This is a genomic window from Clostridium sp. Marseille-Q7071 (genome assembly GCF_965112025.1).
In genome coordinates this window covers 535,867-555,862 of the sequence record NZ_CBCOPR010000001.1, presented here as the reverse complement: position 1 = coordinate 555,862, position 19,996 = coordinate 535,867, and the positions used below count along the sequence as shown (strand labels likewise).

Below are 19,996 nucleotides of genomic sequence, written 5' to 3'. Positions count from 1 at the left end.
TATAAGGCTAAAAGAGGTGAGAATATGGCGTACACTGCATTATATAGAGAATATAGACCTAAAACTTTTGAAGATGTAGTAGGTCAAGTACATATAACTACTACTTTAAAAAATGCTATAAAAACAGAAAGAATTGCTCATGCCTATCTTTTATGTGGTACAAGGGGAACAGGAAAGACGTCTACAGCAAAAATAATTTCAAAGGCAGTTAATTGCTTAAACCCTAAAGAGGGTGAACCATGTAACGAATGTGAGATGTGCAATAAGATTAATAGTGGTACTGCAATAGATGTAATTGAATTAGACGCAGCCTCTCATAATGGTGTAGATAATATCAGAGATATAATAGAAGATGTTCAGTATCCTCCTCAAGAGGCTAAATATAAAGTTTATATTATAGATGAGGTTCATATGCTATCAGTAGGTGCAGTAAATGCTTTTTTAAAGACTTTAGAAGAACCTCCTAATAGAGTAATTTTTATTTTAGCTACTACAGACCCTCAAAAGTTACCTATAACTATACTCTCTAGATGTCAAAGATTTGATTTTAAAAGAATTAAAAATGAAGATATATTTTTAATGCTTAGGAACATAATAGATCATATGGGAATATATGCAGAAGATAAGAGTTTAGAATTAGTTTCAAGAATTTCTGATGGTGCAGCGAGAGATGCTCTTAGTATATTAGATCAAGCAATTTCTATGAGTAACGGTAAGGTAGAATACGAGAACATAGTTCAAATGTTAGGACTTATGACTAACGAAGGACTTATTAAGCTTACAGATGCAGTTATAGATAAAGATATTGAAAAATCCATAAGAGAAATTAATGAAATAGTACAATTAGGTAAAGATATTCATTTATTTATAAAAGACATGACTACTCATATGAGAAACCTAATGATGATTAAGATAAGTGATAATCCTGATGATGTATTAGATATGTCCATAGAAAATATTGAGCTTTTAAAAAGTCAAGCCTATAAAATTAGAGTAGAGGAAATAATGAGGTATATAAAGATACTTCAAGAGGCAGAGGATAATTCTAAATACTCAAAACAAGGAAGAATATATTTAGAACTTGCTGTAATTAAAATGTGTAAAGTTGAATATGATACATCAATGGAGATAATGCTTTCTAGATTAAATAAAATAGAAGAATCTATAAAAAATGGCACTATTAAAGTAAGTGAAAATAAGATATCGGAAATAAATAATATTAAAAAAGTAAATGCTCCTATATCAAAACCTAAGACAGAAAGTGTCGTTAATGAAGATATTGTAGATATGGAAATCACCGATGATACTTGTGGTGAAAGCAATATTACCTTGGAAATGGTTAAAAAATCCTTTAAGGATATTCAACAATTATTAAAGGGAAGAAAAAATATGGTTTTAGCTGCAGCACTTATGGTTAGTGAAGTTAATTATGTAAAAGGAAATGTCATAAATATAATTTTTTCTAAAGAATATTCTTTTCATAAAAACAGACTAGAAAAAGATGATAGTAAAAAAATAATTGATGATATATTTTCTGAGGTTTTAAAAGTAAAGGTTAGGGTTACATATTCTATTGATGAGCCTAAAGATGTAGAGAAACCTAAGGAAGAAATATTATTTGATACTTTTTCAAAAGATTTAGTAGAAATAGTGGATGAATAGAGAAATTAGAATATTATATTATTAAGACATTTCATTAATAATATAGAAATTTTTTTAATTTTAGTTACATTATTAATGAATATTATATATACTAATATATTGATACTATATTTTAAGGAGGTATTATTATGGCAAAAGGCGGATTCCCAGGAATGGGCGGAGGAAGCATGAATAACCTAATAAAACAAGCTCAAAAATTCCAAAAACAAATGGAGGATATGCAAAAAGATCTAGAGAATAAAACTTTTGAAGGAACAGCTGGTGGTGGTGCAGTTACTGCTACAGTAAGCGGAAAAAGAGAAATATTGAAGGTTAGCATAGAACCAGATGTTGTTGATCCGGATGATGTTGAAATGTTAGAAGACTTAGTAATGCTTGCTTGTAATGAAGCTTTAAAGAAAGCAGAAGAAGAGACAAACAGCTCAATGGGAAAACTAACAGGTGGATTAAATATGCCAGGTATGTTCTAATATAAATTTAACTACAGTATTCTTCTTATTTAAGGAGGATTTTAGAGGTGAATGGATTGGATTTTTATCCTGTATCAATAGAAAAACTTATAGAAGAGTTTGCTAAGCTACCTGGTATAGGAAGCAAAACAGCTCAAAGACTAACTCTTCATGTTTTAAATCTTCCTAGAGAGGAAGTAGAAGAGTTTGCTAATGCACTTATAAAGGCGAGAGGAACAATAAAATATTGTTCAATTTGTGGAAACTTTACGGATAGTGACCCGTGTTCTATTTGCTCTAACCCTAATAGAGATAAAACAACAATTTGTGTTGTTGAACAACCAAAAGACATTATGACAATGGAAAAGGTTAGAGAGTTTAATGGAGTATATCATGTATTACATGGGACTATATCACCTATGAGTGGAAGAGGTCCAGAAGATATAAAGTTAAAGGAACTTATAACAAGAATAAATGGGGAGCCAAAAGAAATTATAGTTGCCACAAATCCTAATATTGAAGGTGAAGCAACAGCTATGTATATTTCTAAAATATTAAAACCTTTTGGAATAAGGGTAACAAGAATAGCCCATGGAGTACCAGTAGGTGGAGATTTAGAATATGCAGATGAAGTTACTCTTTCAAAAGCATTAGAAGGCAGAAAAGAAATATGATATTGTTTATTTCACAATGCCTTAAGTAAAATAAATTTATGTTTAGAAGTAAAAATTTTTGTAAGATAGTCGTAGATTTAAAGAAGTAAAAACCTTTAAATCTACGACTTTTTTATTATAATAAAAATTTATTCAAAACATAGTAAAGTGTAATTTGTAAATTTATTTAAGAATAAAATAAACTTAAGATTATCTTAAGAATAACTTCAGCTTTAATAAAGATTAGGAGGTTATTATTAATTTTAGAAATCTAGTAAAGATTAGAAAGGAATTATTAATTTTAAAAAGAATATAGTCCATAATATATAAGGTTAAGAAATATTAAAAGGTACTATAAAAAATACAAAAGCATATGTATTGTATTTTTAAATAAATTAAAGGGGGAGTTTAAAATGTTTGAATTTTGCGAGAATATTTACACAGATGTCAGAATTGAACATGTTTATGAGAGTTCTATAAATTTTACCAATGGTGTTTTAGAAAATAATAAGATAAGAGAGTATTCTGGTGCTTTTATAAGGGTTTTTGATGGGGATAGATGGTATTATAAATCCATAAGTAATTTATCTAGTATTCAAGAAGAAATTAAAAATCTTTCAAAAATGGCAAAAGAAAATGAAGAAATTTATGATGATGAAGTTGTAAAAAAGTTTCAAGTTAATAAGGGAGAATACTATTCATATAAAGGTTTTGAGCTTGATAAAGTATCGAGAGAGGATAAATTTAAACTAGCCAAAGAAGCATTAGAAATTACAAAAGAAAAAAAGAAGGCAAAAATTTTAGAGTTAGATATAATGACTCAAGAATAGTCAAAGAATTTTACTCTAGTAAGGGTAGCAATTTAAAATTTGATTATCAAATTTGTGGTATAAAAATTAGTTATTCCTTTAATTTTGATGGTAAAAGTTTTACGGATAATTCTAAAATTACATCTTCAAATTTTAATGACCTCAATAATATAAAAAATAAATTTGAAGAAAATTATAAAGAAGGATTAGATTATGCTAAAAGTTCAAAACCTGTTACACCAGGAAAATATACTGTAGTAATGTCACCAGAGGTAGTTGGAGTGTTTGCTCATGAAAGCTTTGGACATAAGAGTGAAGCGGACTTTATGGTTGGAGACGAAAATATGATGAATGAGTGGAAAATAGGTACTAAAGTAGGAGCTGATTTATTATCCATTTTGGATTATGGTGGATATTTAGGTTCTGGTTATGTACCTTTTGATGATGAGGGGACAAAAGGAGAAAAAACCTATTTAATTAAAGATGGAATATTAAAAGGAAGGCTTCATTCAGTAAAAACTGCTTCTATTCTTAAAGAAGAGTTGACAGGAAATGCTAGAGCAATAAACTTTCAATTTGAACCTATAGTTAGGATGACTAACACCTATATTGAAAAAGGTGAAAAGACAAAGGAAGAACTAATTAGTGAAGTGGAAGAAGGAATATATATTCATAATTGTAGATATGGTACAGAAATGAGCACTTTTACTATAGCACCTAATAGAGCATATATGATTAGAAATGGAAAAATAGCTGAGCCTGTTAATATCTCTGTTATAACCGGTAATGTTATGGAAACATTATATAATATTGATGGTGTTTCAAAAGAACTAGAATTTGAAAATAATATATGGGGTGGATGTGGAAAAATGGAACAATATCCATTATCAGTTTCTATTGGTGGTCCATATGTTAGAGTTAAAAATATTGAGGTTCAATAGGGGGATTTATAAATGATAAAGGAAAAATTTGCTTTGAATCAAAAAGAAACATCCATAGGTATTATGCAATCTAAAATAGATGATATTAGAATGAAAGATATAACATTTACTGGGATAAGAATATACGAAAATGGTTTTATAGGTGTAGCTGGTGCTATTGGAGAGTATGATGAAGATAAATTAGAAGCTGAAGCAAAGGAAGCTTTAAAACTAAAAATTCCTTATGAAGCAAATGTTTATGAAAATAACAAACACTTTGTAGTTAATGAATGTAATATAGGAGATATTAGTGATTTTATAAAGGAAGTTGAAGAAGTAATAACAATACTTGATAATAGATATAAAAATTTCACCTTTGCAAATAAAGTAAATCTTATTGAAATAGAAACCTCATTAAAAAATGATAAAGGATTAGATTTATATCAAAAAGATAAGAGAATAAATTTTGATATTACAGTTAAAGATAAAAATTCAGTAAATATTATGGATACTTATATACCTTATAATACTAGGAAATATAATAGAGATAATTTCTTATCTTTTGTAGATAGTATACTTTCAACTTATTATAATATAGTAGAATTACCTAATAAAGAAAAGCTTCCAATAGTAATGTTTAATCCAGATTTAAATGGTTTAATAGCTATGAAATTTTTTGAAGATCTAAATGGGGTAAATTTTGTTAATGAAGCATCTAATTTTTCTGGAAAACTTGGTGAGAAGTTGTTTAATGATGAGTTTACATTATTGTTAACGTCAGATCCAGAAGACACTAATGAATTATTCTTTGATGCAGAAGGTAGTTTTTTAAAAGACTATAGATATGCTCTAATTGAGAACGGGGTTATAAAATCGCCTTATACAATAAGAAAACCGCTTTAAATTATAATCTTCCATTAACAGCAGCTTCAACAGGAGAATATGATGAGGTACCCTCACTACAATCAAGCGAATCTATATTTAATAAAATGAAATTAAAACAGGGAGAAAAAACTGTGAAAGAACTTTTAGGTGGAGAATTAGGAGTATTTATATTTATAGCATCTGGCGGAGGATTTACACCAGAAGGAAATTTTGGAACTCCTGTTCAACAAGCCTATTTATTTGATGGAGAGAAATTTATTGGAAGATTACCAGAACTTAAAATATCTTCTGATTTATATAGCATGTGTGGAAAAGATTTTAGAGGAGTTTCAAAGAATACTTTAAATGAAGATGTAAATTTAAGTTACACAGTAATAGATATGAAAGTAGAAAAACTTTAAAATTTAACGTTTAAATAAAATAATTTATATATTAATATTTTATCCTCATTTTAGATTTTAAATAAAATGAGGATGTTTTTTATAATAAAATTGTTATTAAATTTCCTTATATAACTTTAAATTGAACTTTTGGTAATATTGTTATATAATCACATTAATTATCATTTAATAATATTTATTAAATGATAATATATAATTAGATTTAATTTAAATATGGGGGAGATTACGTTATGAAGATAAAAATTAAAGATAAACTGAAGTTTATATGTATATGCTATATTGCACTTATAGCTTTAACAGTAGTAATGAATTTTAGCACATATAAAGAAATAAATGGGGATAGTAGTTTTATAAATTATTTTGGAAAAATGAGAGCATATAATTATAGGATGGCACAACTATCTTCCAATATTGTTTTAGCTTCAGATGATAAAGAAAGCTTAGAAGCTTTAGAGGTAAAGATAAAGGAAATAGACAATATGTTTGAGGATTTAGTAAATGGTAATAGCAAATTAGATATAAAACCTATAGATAATGATAGTATAAAAAATAATCTTAATGATGTAAAAATTCAATGGGAAAAAGAATTTAAGCCAGCTTATATAAATATTTTAGAAAATGGCAATAAAAATTCTTGGAAATTTATAAAAGATAATGTAAATAAATATGTTAATTCTATTGATGATGTAGTTGTAGAATATACTTTATATTCTAAGGGGAAAATTAGCTCTGCTAAAAATAAAAGTATTTTTATATTAGGAACTTCTATAATTTTAAGTATAATTTTTGGTACTTTAATGATAAAGGTTATAATGAAACCATTAATAAGAATTAAGGATGAGTTTGAAGTTATTTCAAAGGGAGAAGGAGATTTAAGAAAAGAAATATTATATAAATATAATGATGAAATAGGTGAATTAACCAAGTACTTTAATGGATTCATTGGCAAAATAAGAGAAATTGTAGGAACTATATTTAATTCTTCAAGAATGTTAAAGGAATCAGTAGCATCTATGCAAGTTATAAATGATGAACTTGGAAGAGCAACAGAAACTATTTCAGTATCAATGCAAAATGTATCTTCAGGAAGTGTAGAGCAATCTAATATGATTCACCATATTATGTCTCAGACAGAGGATGTAAATTCGGAAATTACTAATGTTATGGAAAAGATTGATATTTTACTAATTCAATTAGAAAATAGCAAAAATTCTTCTATTGAAGGAAAGAAAATATTAAATAAAGAAATTGAAGAGTTAAAAGGCCTTGTTTTAAATACAAAAGAATTATCTAATACAGTAAATGAATTAGAAAAAGATTCACAGGATATACAAGGTGTCTTAAATATTATAAATCAAATATCTTCTCAGACAAACTTATTAGCATTAAATGCATCTATAGAAGCGTCAAGAGTAGGAGAACACGGACGAGGTTTTTCTGTTATAGCAGAGGAAATTAGGAAATTATCAGATGAGAGCAGAGATTCAACAGAAAAAATAGAGAACATAATTAAATATAGACTTGAGAAGATATTTAATATTGGAGAGTATATGAATGTTATCTTAAATCAAATAATTACTTACCAACAAGATATGAGTGATGTTGAAATGAGATTTAATGAGGTTACAAAGCAAGCTAATGAAGAGTATTTAGAAATGAAGCATATTAGAGAGATAAATTATAATGTAAAAGAAGAATTTAAAGAAATTAATTCATCTATTAGTAAGGTTGCTTATATTGCAGAAGAAAACTCAGTGAATTCTCAGGAAATTGCAGCATCAATTGAAGAGCAAGCAGCATCATTTGAACAAGTTAATAATAATATGGATTCAATAAATCAATTATCTATAGACTTAAATAAAATAATTGGAAAGTTCAAGATATAATATAATAATTTATAAAGATGATTTTAATAATAAATATGTTTATTTTTTATAGTTTTGGTCTAAAAATTTGTAAATAAGAATAAGCCTTCTACTAAATGTCAATAATTTCAAATATACATTATAGTAGGAGGTTTTTTTATGGATAGAAAAAAAGTTATAGAAATGATTTGTGACTATAATAAGTATGATGAAGAGCAAAAGCAAATAATCAATTATCTTGAAGAGGCAAGAGTTGAGTGGGAAAATGCTAGAATTTGTTTTCAATTTGTAAGCGACCCTAAACTTATTGATTTAGTAATATATAAGGAAGATGAAGCTAAAGCGAAATATATATATTTTCTTTCACTTGCAAAGGAAAAAGGTATAAAATTAGATGCAACCTTAATGGTAGAATAATTAAATCCAGCTAGTAGATGGTAATCAAATTAAGCTTTCATATGTAAGAAGATAATACTATATATTAGTAGTATATTTATCGTATAATATATATGAGAGGAGATGAATTTGTGGAATATGCTATTTTTTTTATAATTGCAGTTTTAGGGCTAATTATAGTAGGAAAACTATTTGCATGGCCACTTAAAATACTAGGAAAGTTAGTAATTAATGCCATAGCTGGAGGGATATTATTATTTCTAATAAATTTTGTAGGTGGACCTTTTGGTATAGATATAGCTATAAATCCTACTACAGCGCTTATAGCAGGATTTTTAGGAGTTCCTGGAGTTTTATTCCTTATTATATTCAAATCATTTATGTAAGGTATCTGAAAGAAAGTATTTTAACATATTTGTTTTATTATTTTTTTCAGATGCCTAAATTAAAAATCGTGACTTAATGTCACGATTTTTAATGTTACAATTATAATATTTAAATAATTATTTTTAAATGTAAATAGTTTATAACAAAATAATAAAGAGTACCTAAAGATACTCTTTATTCATATATACTAATATTTCCTGATGTAGTAGATATATTTAAATTATGCTTAGCGTTATCTCCAATAGTTCCTTGAAGTTTTTTCTTAGATTCTTCTAAAACTTTTATTGGAGGAAATACGTCAATATCTCCAGAAACTGTTTTTAAATCTACTTTTATTCCAACATCTTTAGAGATTTTTATATCTATATCTCCAGAGATAGTACCTCCTTTTATATCTCCTAATAATTTATTACAACTAATATTGCCAGAAGTGGTATTAAAGCTTAAATTGCCTCTAACATTATTAAGATCTAATTCACCGGAAATAGAATTAAATTTATTATTATTATCTTTTAAAATAATATTAGTTGCATCTAGATCTGATGATGTAGATTGAAATATAAAATTATTCATTTCCATATCTTTTAAAGTTAGACTTCCAGAAGTAGAGTTAAAATTCAAAGAAGATAAGTTTAAATTTTTTATATACCCATCACCAGAAATTGTCGAAATATCCAGTGATTTATTATAAATTTTGGGTACATATATATCTAGCTTTCCATTATTCATATTGAAAAAGAAGCTATTTAGAATTTTGTAAGTTTCTATATTAATTTTGTTTTGATCTTTATTTATTTTAAGTTGAGATTCATTAAAGTTATTATTAGTCTGCATATTAGAAGATAATTTAACTTTAAGTTCATTTTCATCATAAGGTATTATAGTAACCTCATAAGAGGTGGTATTTATAGATATTAAGTTTATATTATCTAATGAAAATATTTTTTCTTCATTAACATCATGGTATTTATAGCTACTGTTATTAAAAATTTCATTATAGATATTATAGAAATTTGGAGTTAAATTTAAATTATTAATATTCATATTTTTAATAGAAATTCCGAAAATGAGAAAAGAAGAAGTAAAGCAAACTATCATTATAATTATTAATGATAGTATAACAGTTTTTAATTTTTTACTATTAAACATAAAGCATCTCCCTTTCATCATATTTGTAGTTGTAATTTAAACCAATTTAATACTTTAATACTTAGTACATAAATAGCTTTGCATATGAATAATCCAAAGAAGAATATTAAAACACCTAATATACTAAGGCCAATTCCTAGAAGTACAACCCCTATTAATGGTACAGAAAGAGGAATAGATATAAATGGAGTTGCAACAGTACCAACTAATCCACCTATAATCGTACCTATTCCACCAACGAATAATCCTATAGATATTCCAAATATACCTAAAATTAATCCTCCTATAGTAGTTATTACAGGAAGACAAATTATAACTAGAGCAATAATACCTATAATTTTCATTGCTTTTGAAAATCCATCATCTGAATTATAAGGCCTATTGTATCTACCATTATCATAACTATCTTTTCTATATTGATTATTATATTGATTTTGATTACTATATTGTTGCCTTGTGTTGTATTCATTACCGTTCATTTCATAATTAGCCTTATATTGAGAACAAATAGTATAAGGATCACCTAATTCTCTTATTATTTCTTCATCGATCTTTCCATTTTCTTTTCCTACTCTGAAATGCTCTTCGTAGTCATAGATTATCTCCATTCTTTCATTTGCGGGAAAATCATATAAACCTTGCGACAAAATGCTTATAAATTGATCTTTAGTCATATTAACACCCCTCTTTAATAATGTTATTAACACTTTCCATAAATTCAGACCACTCCTCAGATAACTTTTCTTTAGTTCTTATTCCAGAATCAGTTATTCTATAATATTTTCTAGGAGGTCCCTCCTGAGATTCTTGAAGGTAGGTTGTAAAATATCCCTCTTGTGTAAGTCTTCTTAAAATAGGATAGATTGTTCCATCAGAGATTTGTATATTTTTTGATATCTCATTTACAAGCTCATAACCGTAGCAATCTTTCATTGAAACTACTGATAATACACAAAGTTCCAAAATTCCTTTTTTTAATTGAACATTCATTAAATCACCTCTAATAATTGATAGGAAACAAATATGTAATTAAATATTAAAACCCTAATTTATAACTATATTATACTAGCTAGTATTAAACAATACAAGATACTAAACTATATGTTTATACAATATGATTTATTAATAAAAAATGTTCAAAAAAACCATTTACTAAAAAATAAATGGTTTAAGTAAGCTGAGAAAGCTTTTTTAAAGCTTCCATATTTAATATATAGATCTCTTTATTTTTCATATCTATTATGTTTTCGTTTTTAAGTTCATTAATAATTCTCGTAACAGTTACCCTAGAACAACCTATTAAATTAGCTAGCTCCTGGTGAGTCATGGTTAAATTTATACTATATTTGTTATTGGAATTTTTAGGTGTTAATATTGCTAATCTATACAATGTAGAAGCAATCCTAGTTTTAGGAGATTCAGCTAAAAAATCATTGATTTGAGATAAGGCAATTCTATATTTACGAGTTAAACTATGTATGAAAAATCTATATGTATTGGGATATTGTATTAAAAATTTATCAAGTTTAGTATCTTCAATATAACTTACAGTTACATCTTCAACGGATAATGCTTTAACATCAATATGATCATCTACAAAATATGAAGATTCTCCTAAAATTTCTCCGCTTATAAGGTAAAATAATACTTTTTCATGTCCTGTGGAGGTGAAGGTAGAAACTTTCACAGTACCGGACATCACAATAACAACATTATGCTTTGGCATAGGAGAGATTTCTTGATTTTTTTTAAAATCTATAATTTTCCCTAAAGGTGCTAATTCCTGTAAAAAAAAAGCTCTCATGTCATTTTGCTTATTCATGTTAAATAATTTCTCGTACATGGATACTCACCAGCCTTTTATAAATAAAAAAGAGTAAACGGGAGTTTACTCTCTTAATATAATATTAGCTTAATTTAGCAAAATTATTAAGCATCTTTTTTAAATTTTGTCATAAAATTTTTCCAATCTCCATGAGAAATATATATTTTATGCTTGTTAAATTCATCTTGATCATTTAATTCATACTTATATACATAGCATTTTTCAATGGTGCCAGTTTCAATTATTTCAACATCCATAATAGTTCTAATATACTCATTATCAGTATTATTTTCACCATAGTAGCCTTCCATTCCATCCATTGCTACCATTATCTCTTCATAATTGGCTACAGTCATAACTTCACCATATATATAATCATCACCGTCTAATAAAGCAGGATATCCTTTATTAGGCATATGAAATAATTTACCTTTAATTTTAGCAGCTTCACAATTTAAAACATTGCCTTTTAGATATTTGTCATAATTAAAAAATCCTGTTCTTAAACTACCGTATACAAATACTTTTCTTTTTTCTGTTGGTTTAATCATTAGCAAATAGCTCCTCCAACCATTTTAACGTCTTTGTTATTTTCTACAGCTGCTTTTATGCACAATTCAAGCCCTTTTGATATATCAGCTAATGACATACAAGGAGTATTTGGTTTAGTTATAACTTGATTTGGTATAAATGGAACGTGAATAAAACCACCTTTTATATTAGGATATTTTTTATCAATTAAATACAATATTCCGTACATAACATGGTTACATACAAATGTACCAGCAGTATTTGATACTGATCCTGGAACACCATTTTCATTCATTTCCTTAACCATAGCTTTTATTGGTAAGTTACTAAAATATGCAGATTGTCCGTCTTCATATATTGGTAGGTCTATTGGCTGATTACCTTCATTATCTTTAATTCTAGCGTCATCTATATTAATAGCAACTCTTTCTGGCGTTACTCCAAATCTACCACCTGCTTGTCCGATTGATATAACTATATCAGGATTGTGTTTTTCTATTGCATTTTCTATATGGTCTAAAGCCTTTCTAAAAACAGTTGGAATTTCAATTTTTATAACTTCTGCTCCAGAAATTGTATTAGGTAATAATTTAACTGCCTCTAGTGCAGGGTTTACACTTTCTCCACCAAATGGATCAAAACCTGTAATTAAAACTTTCATCGTTCTTCCTCCTAATGTTAATTTATTTTAATAATTACCATCTAGTATAATAATTGTAGATGGAAAATCATTATGATTTTTATTAAATTTATTAATTTTTATGGTTATATATTTTAAAAATTCATCTCCAATCTATAATCATATGGAGATGAATTTTTTAGTTTAAATTAAAATGCTAAGAAATACATAAGCGCTATATGAACTACTAATAATAGTAGAGCTACTGGTGCCTGATATTTAATAACAATATTATTATCTTTTGTTTCTAGTAATGCAGCAGGCATAACGTTAAAGTTTGCAGCCATTGGAGTTAATAATGTTCCACAATATCCAGCAGTTAATGCTAATGCTCCAGCTATAGCAGGATTAGCACCCTGTGCGTAAACGAAAGGTATACCAACACCAGCAGTTATAACAGCAAATGCAGCAAAAGCATTTCCCATTATCATTGTAAATACTGCCATACCTACACAGTAAGCAATTACTCCTGCTAATATATTTCCATTAGGTATAAAGTTTGATATTCCAGATGCAATTACATCACCAACACCAGCAGCAGTAAATACTGCACCTAATGCAGCTAGTAATTGAGGTAATATGCTTGTAGGTCCAACAGATTGAAGCATTCTGTTCCCATCTTCTATAAGATTTTTAGGATTTGCTTTTGTAACAAGGAATGTGATTATAATTGCAGCTATAGCAGATATCCCAATGGCAACAGTTCCAGGGAATTTAGTAAATTGAGCAATAACAAGTGCAAATACAGCTATTGAAACTGAAGGAATAAATATTTTGTTTTTAAGTTTTTTAGCTTGATCTTCGCTGAATTTAGCTTCAGGCATCTTTAGGTTACCTATATTAACTTGCTTCATAGCAGTTAATACTCCAAGGAATACAAGCATTCCACCTACAACAGTTGATGGTAAAAACTTACCTAATATAAATATGATAGAAAGTATTATCCAAAATAAAGTTGTTCCAATTCTAGTTTTATGATTTGTATCTTTAAAAGTAATAATCCCAGTTGTTAACATTAAAAGTCCAACCATTATATAAAAAACTTCAAGCAGTATGTCTGATATAACTTTTATATCCATATATAAATCCTCCTTATATTAGTTTTTTTTCGATGCTTTTCTAGCTATAGATTTATCTAACAAGTGATTTTGTACTACTACAAATAGAAATGAAATTACAGCAATAGGTATTGAAGCTTTAGCGACATCTAATGTGTTTACTGCATATCCAAGTTCTTCTAAAGTACCAGCAATTAATAAAACTCCTGAGCTTGCAAGGAATACGTTTTGTCCATAGAAATTACCGTAGTTTTCCATAGCAGCGGCAGCCCCTTTAATTTTATCAACTGTGCTTTCATCAAGTTCACCATGTTTACTGATAGCAGCACCCTGTGCCATAGGATTTATAAGTGGTCTTATAAATTGAGCATGTCCTCCAAGTCTTACTGAGAAGGCAGCAGCTAATTCTCTAATGAATAAGTAAAGAGTTAACATTTTTCCTGCAGTTAAACTTTTAGCATTTTTGATTAATGTGATAGCTCTATCTTTCAATCCATATCTTTCACATATACCTATAACAGGAAGTGTTAGTATAAATAATGACATATGTCTTTGACTTACAAATGTTTTACCTAATATATCTAGGATTTCAATAATGTTTAGTTTTGCAACTAGTCCGGTAACTACTCCAGCAGATAAAACTACTGCTATAGTATCAAATTTAAGAGCAAATCCAATAATAACTATAACTATACCGATTAATTTAATCATTGATTACTACACCCTTTCTTTATTGTTGAATATATTTAATAAATTTTCTTGTTATTTTCATATTATACTGACAATTAGCACATAAATCTGTATCTACAGATACAAAAATCAATAATATTTAGTAGAAAAATGTAGAAAAAAATCTATATAATAATAGGAAAGGATATCTAAGGTGAAGAGTTTTTAAATAAAAATACATAAATGGTAAATTTTATTGTAAATTTAAATAACTACTCCAGGTGTATCTACATATAGAAAGACAAGCATATTAAAGTAAAACATAGTATTTAAAGTGTAATATCAAATAAATAATGTTTTCTAAGAAATCAAGGATTTTCTTTATGATAAGATAGATATTGTCGCTACGGCACAGAGAAATTCAAAGCTGATCGACATAGTTTAGCACTTGAAAACAGTTATTAAATAAAAATAAAAAAACTGTTGACAAGAAAAAATAAACCTGATAGAATAGTAAGAGTCGTCAGGTGATGACGGTAAAAATTACTAAATAACTTGGTCTTTGAAAATTAAACAGAGAAATAGGTAAAACCAGTTAATTCATTGAGTTTCGAAAGAAACTTAGAAATGACTATTAATAGTCAGCAAACTTTACTTGAGCAATCAAGATACAAACTTTTAAATTGAGAGTTTGATCCTGGCTCAGGACGAACGCTGGCGGCGTGCCTAACACATGCAAGTCGAGCGATGAAGCTCCTTCGGGAGTGGATTAGCGGCGGACGGGTGAGTAACACGTGGGTAACCTGCCTCATAGAGGGGAATAGCCTCCCGAAAGGGAGATTAATACCGCATAACGTATGAAGGTCGCATGACTTTTATACCAAAGGAGCAATCCGCTATGAGATGGACCCGCGGCGCATTAGCTAGTTGGTGAGGTAACAGCTCACCAAGGCGACGATGCGTAGCCGACCTGAGAGGGTGATCGGCCACATTGGAACTGAGACACGGTCCAGACTCCTACGGGAGGCAGCAGTGGGGAATATTGCGCAATGGGGGAAACCCTGACGCAGCAACGCCGCGTGAATGAAGAAGGCCTTAGGGTTGTAAAGTTCTGTCATATGGGAAGATAATGACGGTACCATATGAGGAAGCCACGGCTAACTACGTGCCAGCAGCCGCGGTAATACGTAGGTGGCAAGCGTTGTCCGGATTTACTGGGCGTAAAGGATGCGTAGGCGGACATTTAAGTCAGATGTGAAATACCCGAGCTCAACTTGGGTGCTGCATTTGAAACTGGGTGTCTAGAGTGCAGGAGAGGAAAGCGGAATTCCTAGTGTAGCGGTGAAATGCGTAGAGATTAGGAAGAACACCAGTGGCGAAGGCGGCTTTCTGGACTGTAACTGACGCTGAGGCATGAAAGCGTGGGGAGCAAACAGGATTAGATACCCTGGTAGTCCACGCCGTAAACGATGAATACTAGGTGTAGGAGGTATCGACCCCTTCTGTGCCGCAGTTAACACAATAAGTATTCCGCCTGGGGAGTACGATCGCAAGATTAAAACTCAAAGGAATTGACGGGGGCCCGCACAAGCAGCGGAGCATGTGGTTTAATTCGAAGCAACGCGAAGAACCTTACCTAGACTTGACATCCCCTGAATTACCTGTAATGAGGGAAGCCCTTCGGGGCAGGGAGACAGGTGGTGCATGGTTGTCGTCAGCTCGTGTCGTGAGATGTTGGGTTAAGTCCCGCAACGAGCGCAACCCTTATCATTAGTTGCTACCATTAAGTTGAGCACTCTAGTGAGACTGCCCGGGTTAACCGGGAGGAAGGTGGGGATGACGTCAAATCATCATGCCCCTTATGTCTAGGGCTACACACGTGCTACAATGGTTGGTACAACAAGATGCAAGACCGCGAGGTGGAGCTAAACTTAAAAAACCAATCCCAGTTCGGATTGTAGGCTGAAACTCGCCTACATGAAGCCGGAGTTGCTAGTAATCGCGAATCAGCATGTCGCGGTGAATACGTTCCCGGGCCTTGTACACACCGCCCGTCACACCATGAGAGCTGGTAACACCCGAAGTCCGTGAGGTAACCGTAAGGAGCCAGCGGCCGAAGGTGGGATTAGTGATTGGGGTGAAGTCGTAACAAGGTAGCCGTAGGAGAACCTGCGGCTGGATCACCTCCTTTCTAGGGAGTCGACGTAGTTGGTAACTCTTCTACGAACACTGGTACTATACTCTGTTTAATTTTGAGCGACCAAGGTCCTACGGGACAAAGGAAAAGCTCAATTGTTCTTTGAAAATTGCACAGTGAAAATATTTGTTTAAATATCCTTTTAAATTAAAAGATAAATAAACAATTTCGTCAAGACAAACAAAAATAAATTTAAAAACTAAAGTTTTTGAATTCTATTTATGCGAATTTGTATAAGACATTTTTATAAAGTTAATGAAACTTTATAAAATCAAATAGAAGCGAGTAGTACAAGGAAACGAAGGAACGAGGAGCAGAACTTACTAAGGTAAGTGAGCACCGCAGTGACTGAAGTTGACGAAGTAATACGAAGCTTATATTTATTTTGATAGGTCAAGCTACAAAGGGCGCAGGGTGAATGCCTTGGCACTAGGAGCCGAAGAAGGACGCGATAAGCTGCGATAAGCTTTGGGTAGACGCAAATAGTCTGTGATCCAAAGATTTCCGAATGGGGGAACCCACATGGCTACGCCATGTACTATATGCTGAATACATAGGTATATAGAGGTAAACCCGGGGAACTGAAACATCTAAGTACCCGGAGGAAGAGAAAGAAAAATCGATTTCCTAAGTAGCGGCGAGCGAAAGGGAAAGAGCCCAAACCTAAGCCTTTGGCTTGGGGGTTGAGGACAGAACATAAAAGAGGTGGCTATTGTAACTGAAGATAGCTGGAAAGCTACTCCGTAGAAGGTAATAGACCTGTAAGTGAAACGAGAAGACCTTAAGTTCTGATCCAGAGTACCACGAGACACGTGAAACCTTGTGGGAAGCAGGGAGGACCACCTCCCAAGGCTAAATACTACCTAGTGACCGATAGTGGAGAAGTACCGTGAGGGAAAGGTGAAAAGAACCCCGGGAGGGGAGTGAAATAGAACCTGAAACCCTGTGCCTACAACCGATCGAAGCACTTTATATGTGTGACGATGTGCTTTTTGTAGAACGAGCCAACGAGTTACGATATGTAGCGAGGTTAAGTACTTAAGGTACGGAGCCGAAGGGAAACCGAGTCTGAATAGGGCGCAAAGTTGCATGTCGTAGACCCGAAACCGGGTGACCTATCCATGGCCAGGTTGAAGCGAGAGTAAAATCTCGTGGAGGACCGAACCACGTTGGTGTTGAAAAACCATGGGATGAGCTGTGGATAGCGGAGAAATTCCAATCGAACTCGGAGATAGCTGGTTCTCCTCGAAATAGCTTTAGGGCTAGCGTCGATTAATTAAGTAATGGAGGTAGAGCACTGAATAGGCTAGGGGGCATATCGCTTACCGAACCTTATCAAACTCCGAATGCCATATACTTGTATTTCGGCAGTCAGACTGCGAATGATAAGATCCGTAGTCAAAAGGGAAACAGCCCAGACCATCAGCTAAGGTCCCAAAGTGTAAGTTAAGTGGTAAAGGATGTGGGATTTCTAAGACAACTAGGATGTTGGCTTAGAAGCAGCCACTCATTCAAAGAGTGCGTAATAGCTCACTAGTCAAGAGATCCTGCGCCGAAGATGTCCGGGGCTAAAACTTACCACCGAAGCTATGGGTGTACACTATGTGTACGCGGTAGAGGAGCTTTCTGCATTGGCTGAAGTCGTACCGAAAGGAGCGGTGGACGATGCAGAAGTGAGAATGTTGGCATAAGTAGCGAGAGACAGGTGAGAATCCTGTCGGTCGAAAACCTAAGGTTTCCTGAGGAAGGCTCGTCCGCTCAGGGTTAGTCGGGACCTAAGCCGAGGCCGAAAGGCGTAGGTGATGGACAACAGGTTGATATTCCTGTACCACTAGCAGACGTTATTACAAATGGGGTGACGCAGGAGGATAAGATGTGCTAGCTATTGGATGCTAGTCTAAGCGTTTAGGTATGTAGGATAGGCAAATCCACCTACATTAGCTGAGGCGTGATGGGGAAGCCCTTTAAGGGTGAAGTATCTGATTCCACGCTGCCAAGAAAAGCCTCTATGGAGGAAGTTAGTGCCCGTACCGCAAACCGACACAGGTAGGTGAGGAGAGAATCCTAAGACCATCGGAAGAATTGCTGTTAAGGAACTCGGCAAATTGACCCCGTAACTTCGGGAGAAGGGGTGCCTACGCAAGTAGGCCGCAGAGAATAGGCCCAAGCAACTGTTTAGCAAAAACACAGGTCTCTGCTAAAGCGAAAGCTGATGTATAGGGGCTGACGCCTGCCCGGTGCTGGAAGGTTAAGGGGATTGCTTAGTGCAAACGAAGGCATGAACTTAAGCCCCAGTAAACGGCGGCCGTAACTATAACGGTCCTAAGGTAGCGAAATTCCTTGTCGGGTAAGTTCCGACCCGCACGAATGGCGTAATGATTTGGGCACTGTCTCAACAGCAAATCCGGCGAAATTGTAGTGCAAGTGAAGATGCTTGCTACCCGCGATTGGACGGAAAGACCCCGTAGAGCTTTACTGCAATTTAGCATTGAGTTTCGGTACTATCTGTACAGGATAGGTGGGAGACTTGGAAGCAAGGGCGTCAGCCTTTGTGGAGTCATCCTTGGGATACCACCCTGATAGTACTGGAATTCTAACCGGAGGCCTTGAATCAGGTCACGGGACATTGTTAGGTGGGCAGTTTGACTGGGGCGGTCGCCTCCAAAAAAGTAACGGAGGCGCCCAAAGGTTCCCTCAGAACGGTCGGAAATCGTTCGAAGAGTGCAAAGGCAGAAGGGAGCCTGACTGCGACACAGACAAGTGGAGCAGGGACGAAAGTCGGGCTTAGTGATCCGGTGGTTCCTCGTGGGAGGGCCATCGCTCAACGGATAAAAGCTACCTCGGGGATAACAGGCTGATCTCCCCCAAGAGTCCACATCGACGGGGAGGTTTGGCACCTCGATGTCGGCTCGTCGCATCCTGGGGCTGAAGTAGGTCCCAAGGGTTGGGCTGTTCGCCCATTAAAGCGGCACGCGAGCTGGGTTCAGAACGTCGTGAGACAGTTCGGTCCCTATCCGTCGCGGGCGTAGGAAATTTGAAGGGAGCTGTCCTTAGTACGAGAGGACCGGGATGGACAGACCTCTGGTGCACCAGTTGTCACGCCAGTGGCACAGCTGGGTAGCTATGTCTGGAAGGGATAAACGCTGAAAGCATCTAAGCGTGAAGCCCCCCCTAAGATGAGATTTCCCATAACATAAGTTAGTAAGACTCCTGGAAGAACACCAGGTTGATAGGTGAGAGGTGTAAGCATGGCAACATGTTCAGCTGACTCATACTAATAAGTCGAGGGCTTGACCTAATTAATTTCACTGTGCAATTTTCAGAGAATAATTAATTTCTCTAAAAATTAATAGAAGCGAGTAGTACAAGGAAACAAAGTAGCAAGGAAGGTCGTTTACGAAAGTAAATGAGTACCGCAGCGACTGAAGTTGACGAAGTAATACGAAGCTTATATGAAATTT

The 19,996-nt window shown here is 32.7% G+C and carries 16 protein-coding genes, 2 rRNA genes and 1 pseudogene; 11 read left to right on the top strand and 8 right to left on the bottom strand.

The features are described 5' to 3' along the window. The first annotated feature begins 24 nt into the window (after window positions 1-24). The 9 genes and pseudogenes from dnaX (at window position 25) to ACWPW7_RS02480 (ending at window position 8,426) form a co-directional block, all read left to right on the top strand. Complete coding sequence (gene dnaX, locus ACWPW7_RS02520) at window positions 25-1,662, top strand: DNA polymerase III subunit gamma/tau (protein ID WP_454052239.1); 1,638 nt, start codon at window positions 25-27, stop codon at window positions 1,660-1,662. Between the two features lie 128 nt (window positions 1,663-1,790). After that, complete coding sequence (locus ACWPW7_RS02515; RefSeq protein WP_291564309.1) at window positions 1,791-2,132, top strand: YbaB/EbfC family nucleoid-associated protein; 342 nt, start codon at window positions 1,791-1,793, stop codon at window positions 2,130-2,132. 56 nt (window positions 2,133-2,188) lie between these two features. Further along, window positions 2,189-2,785, top strand: coding sequence for a recombination mediator RecR (gene recR / locus ACWPW7_RS02510; RefSeq protein ID WP_039629849.1), 597 nt, complete (start codon window positions 2,189-2,191; stop codon window positions 2,783-2,785). Between the two features lie 392 nt (window positions 2,786-3,177). Next, on the top strand, window positions 3,178-3,594 hold the full coding sequence (locus tag ACWPW7_RS02505; RefSeq protein WP_454052238.1) for a PmbA/TldA family metallopeptidase: 417 nt from the start codon (window positions 3,178-3,180) through the stop codon (window positions 3,592-3,594). Between the two features lie 239 nt (window positions 3,595-3,833). After that, window positions 3,834-4,514, top strand: a complete 681-nt coding sequence (locus ACWPW7_RS02500; protein WP_454052237.1) for a TldD/PmbA family protein — start codon at window positions 3,834-3,836, stop codon at window positions 4,512-4,514. A gap of 12 nt (window positions 4,515-4,526) precedes the next feature. Continuing rightward, window positions 4,527-5,779: pseudogene (locus tag ACWPW7_RS02495) on the top strand (metallopeptidase TldD-related protein). Window positions 5,780-6,009: 230 nt separating this feature from the next. Next, entirely contained in the window at window positions 6,010-7,665 is a 1,656-nt protein-coding gene (locus ACWPW7_RS02490) for a methyl-accepting chemotaxis protein (protein ID WP_454052236.1), read from the top strand. A gap of 138 nt (window positions 7,666-7,803) precedes the next feature. After that, window positions 7,804-8,061: a DUF2508 family protein gene (locus ACWPW7_RS02485; protein ID WP_454052235.1), complete on the top strand. Its 258-nt coding sequence runs from the start codon at window positions 7,804-7,806 to the stop codon at window positions 8,059-8,061. A 92-nt stretch (window positions 8,062-8,153) separates the two neighbouring features. Next, complete coding sequence (locus ACWPW7_RS02480; RefSeq protein WP_186269517.1) at window positions 8,154-8,426, top strand: pro-sigmaK processing inhibitor BofA family protein; 273 nt, start codon at window positions 8,154-8,156, stop codon at window positions 8,424-8,426. A gap of 175 nt (window positions 8,427-8,601) precedes the next feature. Here the strand turns inward: ACWPW7_RS02480 and ACWPW7_RS02475 are convergent, their stop codons facing one another. The 8 genes from ACWPW7_RS02475 to ACWPW7_RS02440 all read right to left on the bottom strand — a co-directional run bounded on the left by ACWPW7_RS02475 (window position 8,602) and on the right by ACWPW7_RS02440 (window position 14,377). Then, window positions 8,602-9,576 (bottom strand): DUF4097 family beta strand repeat-containing protein, encoded by a 975-nt coding sequence (locus tag ACWPW7_RS02475; RefSeq protein ID WP_454052234.1) that lies wholly within the window; start codon window positions 9,574-9,576, stop codon window positions 8,602-8,604. A 17-nt stretch (window positions 9,577-9,593) separates the two neighbouring features. Continuing rightward, window positions 9,594-10,250 (bottom strand): DUF1700 domain-containing protein, encoded by a 657-nt coding sequence (locus tag ACWPW7_RS02470; RefSeq protein ID WP_454052233.1) that lies wholly within the window; start codon window positions 10,248-10,250, stop codon window positions 9,594-9,596. Between the two features lies 1 nt (window position 10,251). Then, on the bottom strand, window positions 10,252-10,566 hold the full coding sequence (locus ACWPW7_RS02465; protein ID WP_454052232.1) for a PadR family transcriptional regulator: 315 nt from the start codon (window positions 10,564-10,566) through the stop codon (window positions 10,252-10,254). Between the two features lie 178 nt (window positions 10,567-10,744). Then, window positions 10,745-11,398: a Crp/Fnr family transcriptional regulator gene (locus ACWPW7_RS02460; RefSeq protein WP_454052231.1), complete on the bottom strand. Its 654-nt coding sequence runs from the start codon at window positions 11,396-11,398 to the stop codon at window positions 10,745-10,747. A 107-nt stretch (window positions 11,399-11,505) separates the two neighbouring features. Further along, the gene (locus tag ACWPW7_RS02455) at window positions 11,506-11,952 is read right to left on the bottom strand and encodes a gamma-glutamylcyclotransferase family protein (protein ID WP_454052230.1); all 447 of its coding nucleotides are present in this window, start codon (window positions 11,950-11,952) and stop codon (window positions 11,506-11,508) included. After that, window positions 11,952-12,593 carry a pyroglutamyl-peptidase I gene (gene pcp, locus ACWPW7_RS02450; RefSeq protein ID WP_454052229.1) on the bottom strand — a complete coding sequence of 214 codons (642 nt, stop codon included), beginning with the start codon at window positions 12,591-12,593 and terminating at the stop codon, window positions 11,952-11,954. The genes ACWPW7_RS02455 and pcp overlap by 1 nt, the downstream gene beginning before the upstream one ends. 167 nt (window positions 12,594-12,760) lie before the next feature. Beyond that, window positions 12,761-13,690, bottom strand: coding sequence for a DUF979 domain-containing protein (locus ACWPW7_RS02445; RefSeq protein WP_454052228.1), 930 nt, complete (start codon window positions 13,688-13,690; stop codon window positions 12,761-12,763). Window positions 13,691-13,708: 18 nt separating this feature from the next. Beyond that, a complete protein-coding gene (locus tag ACWPW7_RS02440; protein ID WP_291564384.1) occupies window positions 13,709-14,377 on the bottom strand; it encodes a DUF969 domain-containing protein in 669 nt (222 codons plus the stop codon). A 640-nt stretch (window positions 14,378-15,017) separates the two neighbouring features. Here ACWPW7_RS02440 and ACWPW7_RS02435 point away from each other — a divergent pair. Next, window positions 15,018-16,529 (top strand): 16S ribosomal RNA (locus ACWPW7_RS02435). 397 nt (window positions 16,530-16,926) lie between these two features. Continuing rightward, window positions 16,927-19,833 (top strand): 23S ribosomal RNA (locus ACWPW7_RS02430). Together the 16S and 23S rRNA genes form the textbook arrangement of a ribosomal RNA operon. Window positions 19,834-19,996: the final 163 nt, after the last annotated feature.

Excerpts from the sequence above, each read along its gene's own strand:
- dnaX (WP_454052239.1), top strand. The coding sequence starts at position 25 with ATGGCGTACACTGCATTATATAGAGAATATAGACCTAAAACTTTTGAA.
- ACWPW7_RS02515 (WP_291564309.1), top strand. The coding sequence starts at position 1,791 with ATGGCAAAAGGCGGATTCCCAGGAATGGGCGGAGGAAGCATGAATAAC.
- ACWPW7_RS02505 (WP_454052238.1), top strand. The coding sequence starts at position 3,178 with ATGTTTGAATTTTGCGAGAATATTTACACAGATGTCAGAATTGAACAT.
- ACWPW7_RS02500 (WP_454052237.1), top strand. The coding sequence starts at position 3,834 with ATGTCACCAGAGGTAGTTGGAGTGTTTGCTCATGAAAGCTTTGGACAT.
- ACWPW7_RS02490 (WP_454052236.1), top strand. The coding sequence starts at position 6,010 with ATGAAGATAAAAATTAAAGATAAACTGAAGTTTATATGTATATGCTAT.
- ACWPW7_RS02485 (WP_454052235.1), top strand. The coding sequence starts at position 7,804 with ATGGATAGAAAAAAAGTTATAGAAATGATTTGTGACTATAATAAGTAT.
- ACWPW7_RS02480 (WP_186269517.1), top strand. The coding sequence starts at position 8,154 with ATGAGAGGAGATGAATTTGTGGAATATGCTATTTTTTTTATAATTGCA.
- ACWPW7_RS02475 (WP_454052234.1), bottom strand. The coding sequence starts at position 9,576 with ATGTTTAATAGTAAAAAATTAAAAACTGTTATACTATCATTAATAATT.
- ACWPW7_RS02470 (WP_454052233.1), bottom strand. The coding sequence starts at position 10,250 with ATGACTAAAGATCAATTTATAAGCATTTTGTCGCAAGGTTTATATGAT.
- ACWPW7_RS02465 (WP_454052232.1), bottom strand. The coding sequence starts at position 10,566 with ATGAATGTTCAATTAAAAAAAGGAATTTTGGAACTTTGTGTATTATCA.
- ACWPW7_RS02460 (WP_454052231.1), bottom strand. The coding sequence starts at position 11,398 with ATGAATAAGCAAAATGACATGAGAGCTTTTTTTTTACAGGAATTAGCA.
- ACWPW7_RS02455 (WP_454052230.1), bottom strand. The coding sequence starts at position 11,952 with ATGATTAAACCAACAGAAAAAAGAAAAGTATTTGTATACGGTAGTTTA.
- pcp (WP_454052229.1), bottom strand. The coding sequence starts at position 12,593 with ATGAAAGTTTTAATTACAGGTTTTGATCCATTTGGTGGAGAAAGTGTA.
- ACWPW7_RS02445 (WP_454052228.1), bottom strand. The coding sequence starts at position 13,690 with ATGGATATAAAAGTTATATCAGACATACTGCTTGAAGTTTTTTATATA.